General features: G+C 63.0%; 16 protein-coding genes. 10 read left to right on the top strand and 6 right to left on the bottom strand.

What is annotated here, in order from left to right; translation table 11 throughout:
• Window positions 1-253 precede the first annotated feature (253 nt).
• The 10 genes from HX805_RS25120 to HX805_RS25075 all read left to right on the top strand — a co-directional run bounded on the left by HX805_RS25120 (window position 254) and on the right by HX805_RS25075 (window position 10,473).
• Complete coding sequence (locus HX805_RS25120; RefSeq protein ID WP_008430577.1) at window positions 254-1,024, top strand: FadR/GntR family transcriptional regulator; 771 nt, start codon at window positions 254-256, stop codon at window positions 1,022-1,024.
• 96 nt (window positions 1,025-1,120) lie between these two features.
• Window positions 1,121-2,323, top strand: a complete 1,203-nt coding sequence (locus HX805_RS25115; RefSeq protein WP_177117375.1) for an ABC transporter substrate-binding protein — start codon at window positions 1,121-1,123, stop codon at window positions 2,321-2,323.
• A 67-nt stretch (window positions 2,324-2,390) separates the two neighbouring features.
• Window positions 2,391-3,251, top strand: coding sequence for a branched-chain amino acid ABC transporter permease (locus tag HX805_RS25110; protein WP_003215751.1), 861 nt, complete (start codon window positions 2,391-2,393; stop codon window positions 3,249-3,251).
• Between the two features lies 1 nt (window position 3,252).
• Entirely contained in the window at window positions 3,253-4,263 is a 1,011-nt protein-coding gene (locus HX805_RS25105) for a branched-chain amino acid ABC transporter permease (protein ID WP_177021330.1), read from the top strand.
• Window positions 4,260-5,009: an ABC transporter ATP-binding protein gene (locus HX805_RS25100; RefSeq protein ID WP_003215756.1), complete on the top strand. Its 750-nt coding sequence runs from the start codon at window positions 4,260-4,262 to the stop codon at window positions 5,007-5,009. Before HX805_RS25105 ends, HX805_RS25100 begins: the two co-directional genes overlap by 4 nt.
• Window positions 5,009-5,704 carry an ABC transporter ATP-binding protein gene (locus tag HX805_RS25095; protein WP_003215757.1) on the top strand — a complete coding sequence of 232 codons (696 nt, stop codon included), beginning with the start codon at window positions 5,009-5,011 and terminating at the stop codon, window positions 5,702-5,704. Before HX805_RS25100 ends, HX805_RS25095 begins: the two co-directional genes overlap by 1 nt.
• 13 nt (window positions 5,705-5,717) lie before the next feature.
• On the top strand, window positions 5,718-6,989 hold the full coding sequence (locus HX805_RS25090; protein WP_134326235.1) for a Zn-dependent hydrolase: 1,272 nt from the start codon (window positions 5,718-5,720) through the stop codon (window positions 6,987-6,989).
• Entirely contained in the window at window positions 6,986-8,389 is a 1,404-nt protein-coding gene (locus HX805_RS25085) for an amidase (protein WP_177117374.1), read from the top strand. The genes HX805_RS25090 and HX805_RS25085 overlap by 4 nt, the downstream gene beginning before the upstream one ends.
• 164 nt (window positions 8,390-8,553) lie before the next feature.
• Window positions 8,554-9,417 carry a LysR family transcriptional regulator gene (locus tag HX805_RS25080; protein WP_008430591.1) on the top strand — a complete coding sequence of 288 codons (864 nt, stop codon included), beginning with the start codon at window positions 8,554-8,556 and terminating at the stop codon, window positions 9,415-9,417.
• A gap of 51 nt (window positions 9,418-9,468) precedes the next feature.
• Entirely contained in the window at window positions 9,469-10,473 is a 1,005-nt protein-coding gene (locus HX805_RS25075) for a LacI family DNA-binding transcriptional regulator (protein ID WP_003215765.1), read from the top strand.
• Here HX805_RS25075 and HX805_RS25070 read toward each other — a convergent pair.
• From HX805_RS25070 to HX805_RS25045, 6 genes are all read right to left on the bottom strand, one after another.
• The gene (locus HX805_RS25070; RefSeq protein WP_177041814.1) at window positions 10,470-11,195 is read right to left on the bottom strand and encodes an SDR family oxidoreductase; all 726 of its coding nucleotides are present in this window, start codon (window positions 11,193-11,195) and stop codon (window positions 10,470-10,472) included. The two genes, HX805_RS25075 and HX805_RS25070, sit on opposite strands and share 4 nt — an antisense overlap.
• 138 nt (window positions 11,196-11,333) lie before the next feature.
• A complete protein-coding gene (locus tag HX805_RS25065) occupies window positions 11,334-12,866 on the bottom strand; it encodes an FGGY-family carbohydrate kinase (RefSeq protein WP_177117373.1) in 1,533 nt (510 codons plus the stop codon).
• Window position 12,867: 1 nt separating this feature from the next.
• Window positions 12,868-13,947 (bottom strand): alcohol dehydrogenase catalytic domain-containing protein, encoded by a 1,080-nt coding sequence (locus HX805_RS25060; protein WP_177029263.1) that lies wholly within the window; start codon window positions 13,945-13,947, stop codon window positions 12,868-12,870.
• 69 nt (window positions 13,948-14,016) lie between these two features.
• A complete protein-coding gene (locus tag HX805_RS25055) occupies window positions 14,017-15,009 on the bottom strand; it encodes an ABC transporter permease (protein WP_177021686.1) in 993 nt (330 codons plus the stop codon).
• Complete coding sequence (locus tag HX805_RS25050) at window positions 14,975-16,483, bottom strand: sugar ABC transporter ATP-binding protein (protein ID WP_177080877.1); 1,509 nt, start codon at window positions 16,481-16,483, stop codon at window positions 14,975-14,977. Before HX805_RS25050 ends, HX805_RS25055 begins: the two co-directional genes overlap by 35 nt.
• Before the next feature lie 63 nt (window positions 16,484-16,546).
• Entirely contained in the window at window positions 16,547-17,473 is a 927-nt protein-coding gene (locus tag HX805_RS25045) for a substrate-binding domain-containing protein (RefSeq protein WP_003215780.1), read from the bottom strand.
• Window positions 17,474-17,776: the final 303 nt, after the last annotated feature.

Raw genomic sequence — 17,776 nt, 5'->3', positions numbered from 1 at the left:
GCCGGAGTGAGGGCACTCCGAGCCTAGGCGAGGAGCCGAGTGGTGGGGCAAGAGCGTTTTGCTTACTTTTGCGCTTTTCAAAAGTGAGCCGCTGTAAGAGCGGAACCAATATCAGCCATAACCGAAGAAACGGATATGCACACCCCCACCATTTACGACCCATCCAAACCAAAAGCGACCCCCTCCGTTGACGCCCCACCCCAAACCCCTATTAAGTACTATTAATCCGCATTAATAGGATCAATCAAACACCATGCTAAGCCGCCCGCTGCGCCGCAAACGCCAGAAGCTCTCCGACGTGATCGTCGAGTCGGTCAAACGCTCCATCGTCACCGACGCGCTGAAGCCCGGCGACCGCTTGCCCACCGAACGCGAACTGATGGAAAGCTTCCAGTGCTCCAAAGGCTCCGCCCGCGAAGCCCTCAAGGCGCTGGAAGTCGAAGGCCTGGTCAACACCCGCACCGGCCCGAGCGGCGGCGCCTATCTCAACCAGGCCGGCACCGAACCCGCCAGCCGCGCCCTGCGCAACTACCTGCACTTCCAGCACCTGGACGGCCAACAGGTCTACCAGCTGCGCAAAGTCATCGAAGTCGAACTCGCCGTCTCGGTCCTGGGCCGCCTGAGCGAAGACGACTACCGCGCCCTCCAGGACAACGTCGATTTCTGCAGCGCCCCCGAAGACAGCGAAGCCGGCCAACGCGAACAACGCATCGCCGAACTGGAATTCCACAACCTGCTGGCCAAGGCCTGCCCCAACCCGCTGCTGAGCTTCATGGCGCAATTCCTCAACGACCTGCTGCGTGACCTGGTCGTGCTGAAAAAAGCCTACAAACCCAAGCGCAAGCAATTCGACGCCGCCAACCTCGACTACCACAAACAACTGCTGATCGCCTTCCGGGCCGAAGACGAAGCCACCGTACGCAGCCTGATGCACGAACACATGTGCGACGCCGAACACCACATGACCGCCCTTGAAGGTGAAGTCAGCCCGCACTTTCTGCTGGAGTTCGACCACAACCACTAAGCCGCACCCTCCACCAATAAAAGGCCTGCCCACAGGCCGTGCTCCACCGTATCGCCATTGCCACTCCTGCCAATAACTAATCCAGGGAGTCACCCCATGCAGCGTCGTACGTTGTTGAAAGCCAGTCTCACCGCAGCCGCCGCCCTCAGCCTCCCGCTGAGCGTGCGTTCTGCATTCGCCGCCGAGCCTTTTACCTTTTACGGCCTCAAGTCCATGTCTGGCGCCTTTGCCAGTTATGGCAAATTTGCCGACATGGGTTCACGCCTCGCGGTGGAACAGCATCCCGAGTTGCTCGGGCGACCGCTGGTCTACAAAGTGATCGACACCGAAGGCAACGCCGGCAAGGCCGTGCGTAAAGTCCAGGAAGCGATCCAGCAGGACGGCGCACGCTTTTTCCAGGGCTGTACCCTGTCGTCTTCGGCACTCGCGGTGGCCAAGGAAGTGAGCAAGGCCGGTGGCGTGTTCATGACCCCGGTGGGCGCCGATGAAGTCACCGGCAAGGACTGCAACAGCGCCACATTCCGCTGGTCGGTGCCGACCTACGGCGCGATCCGCGAGACCCTCGTGCCGCTGATCAAGCTGCTGCCCGACGCCAAGCGCTGGTACACCATCACCCCGCAATACGTGTTCGGCGAAGCCCTGCTCGAAGGCGCCAAATCGGTGCTGGCCGAGCATGGCCTGGAACACGCCGGCAACAGCTACCACTCGCTGCAGGAGCAGGAGTTCTCCGGCTACCTGACTAATGCCATCGCCGCCAAACCCGATGTGCTGGTACTGCTGAACTTCGGCAGCCAGTCGTCCAACACCCTGCGCCAGGCGGTGAACTTCGGTATCAAGGAGCGCATGAAAGTGTTGCTGGTGTGGTCCGCCGGCCTCGACCAGTTCCAGGAGCTGGGCAGTGACGTACTGGAAGGTGTGTACCTCGGCGCTCAGTACTGGCATCAGGTCGACACCCCGCTCAACCGTGACCTGGTGAAACTCACCAAGGCCAAATACGGCATCAACCCCACCTACCCGCTGGCCGCCGACTACATCAGCACCAAGGTCATGCTCGAAACCATCATCTCCACCGGCAGTTTCGACGGGCCGACCGTGGCCAAGGCCATGCAGGGCCAGAGCTACGAAGGCCCCACCGGCAAGGAGTCGATCCGCGCCGGCGACCATCAGGTGATCAAGGACTACTACCTGCTGGTGGGCAAGGCCGCAGGCGACATGGCCGACAAGGACGATCTGGCCAAGGTGCTCAGCTCCGGCCAGTCGTTCCCGCCGGTGGAAGCCACGGGCTGCGTGCTCGGCTGATCCGCTGAAAATCTACTGGTGACACAGCGCAGGGCCGCTCATGCGGCCACCTGCCGAGGGTTCCTGCATGCTTAATCTTTACCTGTTCCAGATTCTCAACGGCCTGGGCCTTGGGATGATCTACTTCCTGATCGCGGTCGGCTTGACGATCATTTTCGGCCTGCTGAACTTCGTCAACTTCGCCCACGGTGCGTTTTTCCTGCTGGGCGCCTACATCTGCTACACCGCCGTCAGCCTCACCGGCAGCTTCTGGCTGGCGCTGCTGATTGCGCCGCTGGTGGTGGCCGCGCTGGCCTGGGTGATCGAGCGATTATTGATCCAGCGGATTTATCACTTGCCGCACATGTTCCAGATTCTGGTGACCCTGGGGATTGCCCTGATCATCCAGGAAGCCAGCGTGATGATCTGGGGCCCGGTGGGCAAGAGTGTCGCCGTACCGGAATTGCTGCGCGGGGTGCTGGTGGTGGGCGATTTTGTCTACCCCTACTACCGCCTGTTCCTGATCGTGTTCTCCGGCCTCGTTGGCCTTGGCCTGTGGCTGCTGCTGGAACGCACGCGCTTCGGCGCCCTGGTGCGGGCCGGCAGTGAAAGCACGGAAACCGTGTCCCTGCTGGGCACCAACATTTTCCGCCTGTTCTCCATGACCTTCGCCCTCGGCGTGGCCCTCGCCGGTGTGGCCGGTGTGCTGTTCGCCCCGTTGCGCGGCGCCCAGCCCTTTGTCGGCCCGGAAATCCTCGGCGTGGCGTTCGTGGTGGTGGTGATCGGCGGCATGGGTTCCTTCAGCGGTGCACTGGTGGGCGGCCTGCTGGTCGGCGTGGTGCAAAGCCTGATGACCACACTCTGGCCCCAGGGCGCAAGCCTGATGATCTACGGTGCGATGGCCGTGGTGATCCTGGTGCGTCCTTACGGCCTGTTCGGGAGAGCCTGACATGAGCGAGAAAAATCCCCTGCCGTTCGCCAAGACCCAGTCGCGCTACATGCTGCTGTTGGTGCTCGCGGTGTTGATCGGCCTGCCGTTGATTCTGCCCTCGGCGACCCTGGCCACCGAGATCCTGATCTTTGCCATGGCCGCCCTCGCCTGCAACCTGCTGCTGGGTTACACCGGGCTGCTGTCGTTCGGCCAAGGCATCTTCTTCGGGGCCGGCGCCTACTGCGCGGCGCTGTTGATGATTCACCTGCAACTGGGGCTGTTCAGCGCACTGCTGGGTGCCGCCGTCGCCGGTGGTTTCCTGGCTTTCCTGGTGGGTGCCCTGGCGATCCGCCGCACCGGCATTTACTTCGTGATGCTGACCCTGGCCTTCAGCCAGATGGCCTACTTCGTCGCCTACACCCTGAGCGACTGGACCGGCGGTGACAACGGCCTGCTCAGCGTGCCGCGCCCGGAAATCCGCATCGGTGACACGGTGCTGCTGTCGCTGACCGACGCCCGCGCGTTCTACGGGTTTGTCGCGGTGCTGTTCCTGTTGATCTTCATCGGCGCCCGCCGGGTGATCGCCTCGCCGTTCGGCAGCACGCTGATGGCGATTCGCGAAAACGAAACCCGCGCTTCGGCCATCGGCTATGACACCCGCCACTTCAAGATCCTGGTGTTCGTGTTGTCCGGCGCCGTCACCGGGATTGCCGGGGCGCTGTACGCGATGCTGCTGCACTTTGTGCCGCTGTCGAACATCGACCTGGCGATGTCCGAAAACATCCTGATCATGACCATCGTCGGCGGCACCGGCTCGCTGTTCGGCTCGTTGCTGGGCGCCGGTTCCATCGTGCTGCTGGGGGACTTCCTTTCCGATCTGTGGCCGCGCTGGCTGATGCTGCTGGGGGTGATCCTGATCCTGGTGGTGATCTTCATGCGCGGCGGTTTGTGGGGCGGTCTGTCGACCCTGTTCGACCGTGTGCGCGGCAGCCGCAAGGCCGACGTTGTGACCAAGGAGAAGCTGTCATGAGCATCCTGCTGGAAACCAAGAACCTGGAACTGGCCTACGGTGCGTTCCACGCGGTGAACGGCGTCAACCTCAAGGTCGAAGCCGGCACCATCCACACCATCATCGGCCCCAATGGCGCGGGCAAGACCAGCCTGTTCCACTGCCTGACCGGCGAACGCCAGGCCACCGCCGGGGCAATTCATTTCGACGGCAAGAACCTGATGCGCAAACCGGCCCACGGCCGCGTCGGCCTGGGCATGGCGCGCTCGTTCCAGCTCACCAGCCTGTTCCAGAACCTCAGCGTGCGCGAGAACCTGCGCCTGGCCGCCCAGGGTCGCGACGGCGCCCGCGCGCTGAACTTCTGGCGCCGGGTCGACAGCAAGCGCGAACACCTGGAAATGGCCGACCAGGTGCTGGAACGCCTGCAACTCACCGCCCGCGCCGACACCCTGGCCGGCGAGTTGTCCCACGGTCAGCAGCGGGTGCTGGAAGTCGGCATGTCGATCTGCTCCAGACCCAAGCTGCTGATGCTCGACGAACCCACCTCGGGCATGGGCATCGACGACATCCCGATCATGACCCAACTGATCAGCGACCTCGGCCGCGACCATACCGTGCTGTTGATCGAGCACAACATGAGCATCGTCATGTCCATCAGCCAACGCATCACCGTGATGAGCCACGGCCAGATCCTGGTGGAAGGCACACCGGAATTCGTGCGCGCCGACGAGCGCGTGCGCACCGCCTACCTGGGAGAAGCCGCCTGATGCTGACCGTCGACAATATCCATTCCTACTACGACAAGAGCCACGTCCTTGAAGGCGTGTCCCTGACCGTCAACCCTGGCGAACTGGTGACCCTGCTGGGGCGCAACGGCGCCGGCAAGACCACCACCCTGCGCAGCATCCTCGGGATTATCTGCCCGCGCCAGGGCCAGATTCACTTCAACGGCCAGCCGCTGGTGGGGCAGAAAATCTTCGAAATCGCCCGCCAGGGCCTGGCGCTGGTGCCGGAGAACCGCGGGATTTTCCGCCTGCTCACGGTGGAGGAAAACCTGCGCATTGCCGTGCGCAAGACCAGCCGCTGGCAGATGGAAGACGTGTACGGCATGTTCCCGCGCCTCAGGGAGCGCCGCAAGAACGCCGGCCACGCACTGTCCGGCGGTGAGCAACAGATGCTCGCCATCGCCCGCGCGCTGCTCAACGATCCCAAGCTGCTGATCCTCGATGAGCCCACCGAAGGCCTCGCGCCGGTGATCGTCGACGAGCTGGTGAAGATCCTGCGCAAGGTCAAGGAAGACGGCCTGCCGGTGCTGCTGGTGGAACAGAACCTGATGGTCTGCGACAAGCTCGCCGACCGCCATTACGTCCTCGAACAGGGCCGCGTGGTGTACGAAGGCAGTGCCGAAGCCTTCCGCGCCGACCCGACGATCAAGAACCGTTACCTGGCCCTGAGTGCCTGACCGGAGACTGCTGATGAATAGTTTTGCGCAACCGCTCCAGAGCAACGCCCCGCTGATCAACCGCGAGCGCCTGTGGCAATCGCTGATGGACCTCGCCCGCCTCGGCGCCACACCCAAGGGCGGCGTATGCCGCCTGGCCCTCACCGACCTCGACCGCCAGGCCCGCGACCTGTTTGTGCAATGGTGCGAGGCGGCCGGCTGCAGCGTCAGCGTCGACGCCATCGGCAATATCTTTGCCCGCCGCGCCGGGCGTAATCCGGCACTGGCGCCGGTGATGACCGGCAGCCATATCGACACCCAGCCTACCGGCGGCAAGTTCGACGGTTGCTACGGCGTGATGGCTGGCCTGGAAGTGATCCGCACCCTCAATGATTTGAACATCGAGACCGAAGCACCGATTGAAGTGGTGGTGTGGACCAACGAAGAAGGCTCGCGATTCCCGCCGTGCATGATGGGTTCCGGGGTGTTCGCCGGTAAGTTCGACCTGCAGGAAACCCTCGACAAGCAGGACGAGCAAGGGCTGTCGGTGGGCGCTGAATTGCAGCGCATCGGCTATGCCGGTTCCCGCGCCGTGCTGGGCCATCCGGTGGGCGCCTATTTCGAGGCGCATATCGAGCAGGGTCCGGTGCTGGAAGACCAGGCCACCACCATCGGCGTGGTCATGGGCTGCCTGGGCCAGAAGTGGTTCGACCTGACGCTCACTGGCGTCGAAGCCCACGCGGGCCCGACGCCAATGCACCTGCGCAAGGACGCACTGGTAGGCGCGGCGCAAGTGGTCAGCGCGGTGAATCGCATCGCCCACGAACAACAACCCCACGCCTGCGGCACCGTCGGTTGCCTGAGCCTGCATCCCGGCTCACGCAACGTGATTCCCGGCCAGGTGCACATGACCATCGACCTGCGCCACCTGCACGCCGACAAGCTGCAAGCGATGGTCGACGAAGTGCGCCAGGTGATCGAAGCCACCGCCGAGCAACACGGCTTGAGCTTTGAGCTGACACCCACTGCCGACTTCCCGCCGCTGGATTTCAACCCTGCCTGTGTCAACGCCGTGCGTGATGGCGCGAGCAGCCTGGGCCTGAGCCATATGGACATCGTCAGCGGCGCCGGGCATGACGCGATCTTCGTCGCCGAACTGGGCCCGGCCGGAATGATCTTTGTGCCGTGCGAAGGCGGCATCAGCCATAACGAAATCGAGAACGCCGCGCCGGATGACCTGGCGGCGGGCTGCGCGGTGTTGCTGCGGGCCATGGTCAACGCGGCGCAAGGAGGTAAAGCGGCATGACGGATATCGCCAACCTGACCGCAGTTGAGCTGCTGGCCCGCTATCGGGATAAAAGCCTGTCGCCGGTGGAGGTCACCGAAGACGCATTGCTGCGGATCGAACGCTACAACCCGGCGGTCAACGCCTACTGCCACGTCGACCCGGAAGGCGCCTTGAAGGCGGCGCGGAATTCGGAACAGCGCTGGCTCAAGGGCCAGCCGTGCGGGGCCCTGGACGGTGTGCCCTCCTCCATCAAGGACCTGACGCAGACCATCGGCATGCCGACGCGCAAGGGTTCGCGTACCACATCCGCCGAGGGTCGATGGGATGTGGATGCGCCCTTCTCGGCCTTCATGCGCAAGGCCGGCGCGGTATTGCTGGGCAAGACCACCACACCGGAATTCGGCTGGAAAGGCGTCACCGATAACCCGCTGTATGGCATTACCCGCAACCCGTGGGACACGCGCATGACGGCGGGCGGTTCGTCCGGTGGTGCCGGTGCGGCGGCGGCCTTGAACCTCGGCGTGCTGCACCAGGGCAGCGATGCCGGCGGCTCGATCCGGATCCCCTGTGCCTTCACCGGCACCTTCGGCATCAAGCCGACCTTCGGTTATGTGCCGCAATGGCCGGCCAGTTCGATGACGATTCTGTCGCACCTGGGGCCGATGACCCGCACCGTGGAAGACTCGGTGCTGATGCTGCAAACCATCGCCCAGCCGGATGCGCGGGATGGTTTGATCGGCGCGCCTCGGATCACGCCATGGTTGCACGCCGGGGCTGATTTGAAGGGGCTGCGTATCGCCTATAGCCCGAACTGCGGTTATGTCGACGTGGACCCGCAAGTGGCCAGGGTGGTCGCCCAGGCGGTAGAAGGCCTGGTGCAGCTGGGTGCCCATGTTGAGCAGATTGATCCGGGGTTCAGTGATCCGCTGGAGGTGTTCAATACTTTATGGTTTGCCGGTGCAGCACGCCTGGCCGGGCCGTTGAGCGATGCCCAGCGGCAATTGATGGACCCGGGGTTGCTGCGCATTGCCCGACTGGGCGAACAGATCAGCCTCAGCGATTACAGCGCCGCTCTGGAAGCACGGGCAGCGCTCGTGGCGCGCATGGCGGCATTCCATGAGCATTACGATGTGCTGGTTTCGCCGATGATGCCGATCACCGCGTTCGAGGCCGGGCACAATGTGCCGCCGGGTTCGGGACTAGGGGAATGGATGGAGTGGACGCCGTTTACCTATCCCTTCAACCTGACCCAGCAACCGGCGGCGTCGGTGCCGTGCGGGTTGGCGGCCAATGGGTTGCCGGTGGGGCTGCATGTGGTGGGGGCGCGGTTTGCGGATGAGCAGGTGCTAAGGGTTTGCCAGGTTTATGCCAGGGCTTTCCCGACCGAGCACCTGCAAACACCCAAAACCCCAACCTGAAATACAATCAAACTGTGGGAGCGGGCTTGCTCGCGAAGGCGGTGTGTCAGTCACCGGATATCTTGACTGATACACCGCCTTCGCGAGCAAGCCCGCTCCCACATTTTTTGCCCGCATTCCAGTCATCAGCCCCTACAATGCCTCCTATCATCCAAGGGGGTTTCATGGACATCGAACTGGCACGCACCTTCCTCGAAATCACCCGCTGCGGCAGCCTCGCCGCGGCGGCCGAGAAACTGCACGTCACCCAGACGGCAATCACCGCCCGGGTCAAAAACCTCGAAAGCCAGCTCAACAGTACCCTGTTCGTGCGCAACCGCGCCGGTGCCCGCCTGACCCCGGACGGCGAGGCGTTCGTGGTCTACGCCAACCAGCTTGTCCAGACCTGGGAAGCCGCACGCCGCGACCTGCCATTACCCGATGGCTACCGCAACGTGCTGCACATCGGTGGCGAAGTCAGCCTGTGCAACCCGCTGATGCTCGGCTGGGCCCAGGCCTTGCGGGAACACATTCCCGGCCATGCCCTGCGCACCGAGATTCGCGAAGGCGAGTACTTGTTGCGCCAGCTGGAACTGGGGGTGCTGGACGCCGCGCTGGTGTTCCAGCCGCAATACTGGCCGGGGTTGCAGGTGGAGCAGGTGCTGGAAGAAAAACTGATCCTGGTGCAACTGGCCGCCCGGCCCGAGCCCTACGTGTATATCGACTGGGGCCAGGGCTTTCGCCAGCAGCACGACGCCGCACTGCCGGACAAGGCCCGCGCAGCCCTGAGTTTCAATCTGGGGCCACTGGCGTTGCAGTACATCCTGGAAAACGGCGGTGCCGGGTATTTCCGCACGCGGGTGGTGCAGAGCTACCTGGACAGCGGCGTGATGGAGCGGGTTCCCAAGGCGCCGGAGTTCAGCTTCCCGACGTACCTGGTGTATTCCCGCGAGCGCGATTCGGCGGTTTTGCAGCAGGCGCTGGGGTTGCTGCGGGCGGTGGTGGAGGCCGAAAAGGATTGGTCGCAGCGCTGGGATCCGGTGATTTGAAGCCGTGCCCATGGTAGCCTCAGGTTGTTTTCTCCTGGTTTCCCCCTGCCGATGAACAAGAAAAAGTCCGTCACCATCAGCGACATCGCCAAACGGGTCAACATGACCACCATCACGGTGTCCCGGGCGCTGAGCAAACCCGACCTGGTCAAGCCCGCCACCCTGGCGCGGATTCTCGAAGTGGCGCGGGAGCTGGACTATGTGCCCAACGCCTTTGCCCGCGGGCTCAAGCGCAGTGAAAGCCTGATCATCGGCGTGATCACCGCTTCGGTCGACAACCCCTTCTACAGCGAGATGATCAAGGCGATTTCCCGCGAGGCGAAAAAGCACGGCTACACCATCATGCTGGTGGATACCGACGAACTGGAAGAACTGGAAAGCAAGGCAGTCGACACACTGCTGGGCTACCGCGTGGCGGGGATCATCCTGTCGCCGGTCTCCGACGAGCCCAGCTACCAGCCGGACTATCTGGAGCGCCTGGGTAACGGCAAGACGCCGGTGGTGCTGCTCGATCGCACGATCCACGACAGCCCGTTCAGCCGCGTGGTGCTGGACAACTATCACAGCGGCATCGAGGCGGCGCAGTACCTGGTGCGGCAAACCCCGAACCTCAAGCGCCTGCTGGTGCTGACCGGGCCCGAGCATTCGCGCATCACCATGGAACGCCTCAAGGGCCTCAAAGAAGTCCTGGCCGAGCACCCTCAGGTGCACGTTGAAGTGTGTGCCGGTGACTACACGCTGATGCCCTCCTACCTGCACACCCTCGACTACCTGGCCGAACACTCGGCGCCGGACGCGATCATGGGCTTCAACCAGTTGATCACCCTCGGCGCGCTGCGTGCGCTGCGCATGCACAACATCCCCCACGACAGCCTGACCATCTGCGGCATCGACCGCCTGCCCTTCGCCGATATCTTCGGCGTGCCGATTGCCTGCGTGGCCCACGACGCGTCACTGGCCGGCAGCAGCGCGGTGCGGCTGCTGCTGGATCGTCTCGAAGACCCGCACAAACCGCGGGACAAGGTGGTGATCGCCGGCAAGCTGGAGAACGGCTAGCGGCTGGTGTAGCCGCCGTCGATCGGCAGGCTGACGCCGCTGATCATGCTGGCGGCATCGCTCAGCAGGAACAACACCGGCAGGGCCACTTCCGCCGTTTCGGCAAACCTCCCGAGGGGAATCGCCGCCAATGCCGGATCACGTTTGGCGGGCGCCGACCAGGCCATCTGTGCCATGGGCGTGAGGGTGACGGTGGGGTTGACGCTGTTGACGCGAATTCCGAAGCGGCCCCATTCGGCGCATTGCACGCGGGTGATGGCGTCCAGTGCGGCCTTGGAGGCGCAGTAGCCGAGGTGATCGTCCAGCGCCACGAGTGAGGCCTGGCTTGAGACGTTGACGATGCTGCCGGGAATCTTCGCTTCAATCATCGCCGCAGCGATACGGCTGGCGACCTGGGCAGCGGCGCGGGCGTTGACGTTCATCACCTGGTCGAAGGCTTCGGCGCTGATGGCCGCGGCGGGTTCCAGGCGGGAAATGCCGGCGCAGTTGACCAGTCCATGCATCGGCGGCAGGCCTTGCAGGGCCAGGTCCAGGGCGGCGCTGTTGGCGATGTCCAGGCACAGGGTTTCGCAACCGAGCTGGGCCAGGGCCTGAGCGTCGCGGCCCAGGGCGAAAACCTCGGCGCCGCTGGCGATCAGTTGGAGGGCAATTTCCCGGCCGATGCCGCTGCTGGCGCCGGTGACGAGGATGCGCTGCTTGGTGAAGTCAAAAATAGCGTTCATGGTTCACGATCTCTAAAACGATGGAGATCCCATGTGGGAGCGGGCTTGCTCGCGAATGCGGTGGGTCAGGCAATAAATCCGGCACTGATACACCGTATTCGCGAGCAAGCCCGCTCCCACATTTGGATCAGTGTTCGCTTAATTCAATTGCAAGCTGTGCATCACCGGTTTCAAGGCCGGATACAGCTCCAGATAGCGGGCAAACGCCCGGTCATACACCCCGACATTCCCCGCCTCCGGCTCCGCCCGCAGCTCCAACTGCACCCAACCTTTCTCCATCTCCCGATCATCCACCAACCCCACCGCATGGGCCGCCAACAACGCCGCGCCCAAGGCCGCCTCCACCTCTTGCACAATGGTGTAGACCGGGTAATGGGTGATGTCCGCAATAATCTGCATCCACAAATCAGAATGGCTCGCCCCACCCACCACAATCAGCCGTGGATCAAGGGAATGCGCCCCACGGGTGCCCGCTTCGATATTGTGCCGCAGGGCAAAACTCACCCCTTCGAGCACCGCGCGGTACAGGTGGATCCGGCTGTGATACAGGTTCAGCCCGACAAAGCTGCCGCTGGCCCGGTCATCCCACACCGGGCTGCGTTCGCCCATGAGATACGGCAGGAACAACAGCCCTTCGCTGCCCGCCGGGATCTTCGCGGCGCTCTGCTCCAGCAGCCACAAACTGTCCTGGCCAGTCTCTTTCGCCTGCTGCTCCTCTGCCTGGCAGAACTGTTCGCGAAACCAACTCACCGACGCCCCGGCGGTGATCGCACCACCGAAGATGTACAGGTCCTGATGGCCGTTATAGACGTGGGGCATGCTCACCAGGCCATGGCGCGCATCCACCTGCTGATTGAGATAACCCCAGCACATGCTGGTGCCGATCATCGCCACGTGATTGCCCGGCCGCGTCACCCCGGCCGCCAATGTGGCCATGGCCGCATCCACGCCCCCGGCCAGGATCGGCGTGCCGGCCTGCAAGCCCAGCCGCCGGGCCCATTCCTCCAGCAAACCACCGACCACTTCACCGGAATACAGCAAACGCTCCGGCATCATCGCCAACGGAATCCCAAGCGCCGCCAGCATCTCGGCCGACCAGCCGCGCCGGGCCACATCGTAGACGCCACCGATATTGCCGGCGCTGCTGTGGTCCACCGCCAACTCACCGGTCAGGCACCAGTTGATGTAGCTGTTGGGCGGCAGCAGGTAGCGGGTGTTGGCCCACACCTGCGGCTGGTGTTGCTTGAGCCAGAGCATCTTGGTGAAGCCGTAGTAGCTGTCCACCGAGTTGCCGGTGATCGTGAACAGCCGCTCCAGGTCCACATGCTCGCGCACCCACTCCACTTGCTCGCCCGCGCGCCGGTCCATCCAGATCAGGCACGGGTGCAGCGGCGTGATCTGCTCGTCCACAGCAATTCCGGAGCCGCCATACAGGCTGCTGATGCACAGCGCCTTGACCTGCTCTTTCGCCACGCCGGCCTTCGCCATGCACTGGGCGACGCAGGCCTCCACCGCATCCAGCCAGACCTGCGGCCACTGCTCGGCCCAGCGTACTTTCGGGGTATCCACGCGATACCCCTGGCTGTGCTGGGCGATGATCAGGCCGTCCGCATCCACCAGCAACGCCTTGGTGCTTTGCGTACCGATGTCCACACCCATTACGTAGTTCATGTCAGAGCACCGGCTTCAGCAGCACCTTGATCGACTTGGTCGAGTTGGCCAGCTCAAACGCTTCGGCCCAGCTGTCCAGCCCGAAGTCATGGGTCACGATGCCCTTGGACGTCACCAGGCCACGCTCGAACAAGTCGATGGCCACCGGGTAGCAATACGGCCCCAGGTGCGCACCGCGTACGTCCAGCTCCTTGCGGTCGCCGATGATCGACCAGTCAGCGCTGGTCTCGGCGCCAAACACGCTGAACTCGACAAACCGGCCGAGCTTGCGAATCAGATCCAGGCCCTGGGTAACGCCCGCCGGTACGCCGGTGGTTTCGATGTACACGTCGCAGCCGTAGTTGTCGGTCAGGCTATTGATGATCTCCCGGGCGTTATCCCGGGACGGGTTGATCACTACGTCGGCACCGTACTGCTTCGCCAGTTCCAGGCGCTCGTCGACCATGTCGATCACCACCAGTTTCTTCGGCGTTTTTAGCGCTGCCACCTGCACCATGCACAGGCCCAGGGTGCCGGCACCGGCGATCACCAGCACGTCATCCAGCTGGATCTCACCGCGGTTGACGGTGTGAATCGCGCAGGACATCGGCTCGATCAGCGCCGAATCTTCCAGGGACACCGACTCCGGAATCTTATGCACGATGGCAGTCTTGGGAATACGCATGTACTGGGCCATGCCACCCTCGGCGACTTCACGCTGGAAGCCGAAGATGTTGTGCACCTCGCACATCCAGTACTTGCCGGACTTGCAGAAGCGGCACTTGCCACATGGCACGATCTGCTCGGCGATCACCTTGTCGCCGACCTTCACCTCAAAGTGCTCCTCGGCGCCCTCGCCCGCTTCCACCACGTAGCCGAAGAATTCGTGCCCCGGCACCACCGGCGCCTTGACCCACGGGTTCTCGCCGCCCCAGAACATCGCGGCGCCCGAGTGGCATTTGCAGTCACTGGCGCAGATGCCGCAGGCGGCGATACGAATCACCAGTTCATTGACCCGCGCCTGGGGTTTGCTGATGCGTTCCAGGCGGTAGTCTTTCGGGCCGTGGCAGACGACGGCTTGCATTTGGTTGTGCTTTTCCATGATGTGCGGACCTTTCTTGAGCATGAGAGAACCCATCGCGGCCACCATGGCCGCGTGGAGATAACCGGTTTACTTGTGGCGCTGACGGCTGATAAAGATCGCCAGCAAAATGATCCCGCCCTTGATCACGCTCTGGACGTAGGGCGAGACCCCGAGCATGTTCAAGCCGTTGTTCAACACCCCCAGCAACATGGCGCCGAGCAAGGTGCCGACGATTACCCCGCGCCCACCGGCAATCGAGGCGCCGCCCAGGACCACGGCGGCAATCGCGTCGAGTTCAAACGACACCCCGGCATTTGGCTGGCCGCTCATCAAGCGCGAGGTCAGCACCAGCCCGGCAATCGCGGCGGTAAACCCGCTGATGCCATACACCAGCAACTTGAAGCGCGCCGCCCGCACACCGGACAGGCGCACCGCTTCCTCGTTGCCGCCGATCGCGTAGATATAGCGGCCGATGCGGGTGTGCTGCAGCAGCACATAGGCCGCCAGGTACGTCACCAGCATGATCAGGATCGGCACCGAAATACCGAACAGGCTTTCGCGGCCAAAGAAGCCGAACCACTCCGGCAAACCGGAAATCGGGTAGCCGTCGGTGTACATCAGGCCGAACCCACGGGCGATGCCCATGGTCGCCAGGGTGACGATGATCGGCGGCATGTGCAGGTAGGCGACAAACAAACCATTGCCGATGCCGAAGGCCACGCCGACCAGCATCCCCGCGCCAATCGCCAGGCCCGGTGGCAAGCCTGCGACCATCAAGCCGGCGGTCAGGGTGCCGGACAGCGCCATCACCGGCCCCACCGACAAATCGATGCCGCCGGTGAGAATCACGCAGGTCATGCCCACCGCGATAATCGCGTTGATCGACACCTGGCGCGCGATGTTCGACAGGTTGTTGGCCGTCAGGAAGTTATCGCTGGCGAAGATCATCACCAACGTCACCACCAGCAGCCCGACAAAGGGATAGAACGCCGGTGAGCGAATCAGCCGCGCCAGGTTCAGGCGCAGCCGGCCAGGCCCCACGGCATTAATGGACGTATTCACTTGAGCCCCCTGTTGCATGGCGCATGACCTCTTGAGGATTGACGGCAGACGCTTCCAGTACCTTGACGATGGCGCCCTTGTGGAACACCGCGACGCGGTCGCACATGCCGATGACTTCCGGCAGTTCCGAGGAAATCATGATGATTGCGTAGCCCTGTTCGGTGAGGCTGCGCATCAGTGCGTAGATCTGCGCCTTGGCACCGACGTCGATGCCACGGGTGGGTTCGTCGAACACCAGCACGTCGCAGTGATGGTTGATCCAGCGGGCAATCACGACTTTCTGCTGGTTGCCGCCGCTGAGGTTGAACACCCGGCTCTCGCCGCTGGGGGCCTTGATCGACAGCTGGCGCATCAGCGCTTCAACGCTGGCGCATTCCTTGTCCTTGTCGATCAGGCCGCTGGCGTTCTGGTATTTGGGCAGGTTGTTGAGCGAGATGTTTTCGCGAATGCTGAAATCGGTGATCAGCCCTTCGGTCTTGCGGCTTTCCGGCAGCAGGCCGATGCCATGGGCCAAGGCCTGGGCCGGGTCGTCGAGGGTGATTTGTTCACCCCGCAGCCACACGTCTTTGCTCATCGACGGCAGCGCGCCCATCATGCCCAGCGCCAATTCGGTACGCCCGGAACCCACCAGGCCGGCAAAGCCGAGAATCTCGCCCTTGTGCAATTCAAAGTGGTTATGGGGGCCGTTGCGCACCAACTGGATGTCCTTGACCTCCAGCAGCAGCGGCCCGCGTGCGGCGGTGGGCTTGGGCGGAAAACTGCACTCCAGGCGCCGCCCGACCATCATTTCCACCAAGCGGTCGATATCGCTGTCGGCCACATCGGTGACGCCCACATTGCCGCCGTCGCGCAGCACGCTGATGCGGTCGCAGACCTGGAAAATCTCCTCCAGGTGGTGGGAGATAAAAATCACCGCCACACCCTGGCGCTTTAGTTCACGCATGATTTCGAACAGCAGCTCGGCTTCGCTCGGCGTGAGGGTGGCGGTGGGTTCGTCGAGCACCAGCAGCCGAGCGTCCAGGGCCAGGGCCTTGGCGATCTCGACGAATTGCTGCTCGGCCACGCTCAGGTGCCTGACCGCGCATTGCAGGTCAATACTGACACCGAGGCGCTTGAACAACGCCTCGCTGGCCTCGACCATTTCGCGCTTGCGCAACAGGCCAAAACGGTTGCTCAGCTCATGGCCGAGGAAGATATTTTCCACCGCCGTGAGGTAGGGAATCAGGCTGAATTCCTGGAACACAATGCCGATGCCGGCGGCAATCGCATCACGATACGTCGCGAACTGCCGAGCCTCACCGTCGATCAGGATCTGCCCTTCGTCCTGGTGCTCGACCCCGCCAAGGATCTTCATCAAGGTCGATTTGCCTGCACCGTTTTCCCCGAGCAAGGCATGAATCTCGCCGCGCTGCACTTCCAGGTTGATCGCCTTGAGGGCTTGCACCCCCGGATAGCGCTTACAGATATTTTCCAGCTTCAGAAGACTGCTCATACCGCCGACCTCATATTCAGATGGATGACCTGTGCCCCACGCCTGGCGTGGGGCCTGGGTGTTTTACCAACTGAAATCCTTGGCCTTGGCCTGGTCGATCAGGGTGATGTCCACCGGGATCGTGGCCGGCACTTGCGAGCCCCACTTCTTGGCCAGGGCGATGCCCAGGGCGAGGCGGATCTGGTCACGGGGGTATTGCGCGGAGGTGGCGATGAATTTGCTGCCGGGTTTCTGGATGGCCTTGATCGCTTCCGGCGCGCCGTCGACGCTCACCAGCTTGACGTCCAGGCCGCTGGCTTCGATGGCCGAGAGGGCGCCGAGGGAGCCGTTGTCATTGACGCTGAAAATGCCCTTGAGGGTGGGCTGGGCCTGCAGCATGTTTTCGGTGACGGTCAGCGCCTGGTCACGTTCCTGCTTGCCGTTCTGGATGCTCACGATCTTGATGTCCGGGTGCTTGGCCACGGCCTCCTTGCAACCGCGCACGCGCTCCAGGATCGGTACCACGGCGATGCCGTCGAGGATGGCGATATTGCCCTTGTCCCCGATGTTCTTGGCCAGGTATTCGCAGGCCTGGAAGCCGGCGTCGAAGTTCTTCGAGCCGACGAAGGAGTCCAGTGGGCCTTCGGCCTGGGCGTCGACGGCGACCACGACTACGCCGGCGGCGTGGGCGGATTTGACGGCTGATTGCACGCCGACGGAATCGGTGGGGTTGATCAGCAGGATGTCGATGCCTTTTTGCAGCATGTCTTCGACGTCGCTGACCTGTTTGGACACGTCGTGGCGGGCGTCGGTGATGATCAACTGCGCCCCGATGGTCGCCCCGGCTTCCTGCAGGGCGTCTTTCATGGTGACGAAGTAAGGGTTGTTGATTTCCTGGAAGGACGCGCCGATGCGGATGGGGGCGGGTTTGGTGTCGGCCAGTGCCAGGCCAGCGGTGCCAAGATTGATGCTCAGAGCCAACAAACACAGGGTTTTCGGAAGCATTTTCATGGTGGGGATCTCTGTTTTGTTTTTATTTTTAGAGCAAATGTTATCGTTAACATTTTGTAAGAAGCTAGCAAAGAAATTGGGGGGTCGCAAGGGGTGTTTGATCGGTGGTGGCGGGTGTGGTGGACATATCCGTTGCTGCGGTAACGGCCGCTTATGGTTCCGCTCTTACAGCGGCTCCTCGCTTAGGCTCGGAGTGCCCTCACTCCGGCCAGCGTGGTTTAACGGGGCGCCTAAGATCAAAATCAAGATCAAAAGCAAGAGCACAGCGGCCTGAAAGCCGGCTTGAGTGTTAAAAGCTAAATC

The organism is Pseudomonas sp. G5001 (assembly GCF_013385475.1).
Lineage (GTDB): Bacteria > Pseudomonadota > Gammaproteobacteria > Pseudomonadales > Pseudomonadaceae > Aquipseudomonas.
The sequence above is the reverse complement of the archived record's forward strand: the minus strand, read 5'-3'. Positions and strand labels throughout refer to the sequence as shown.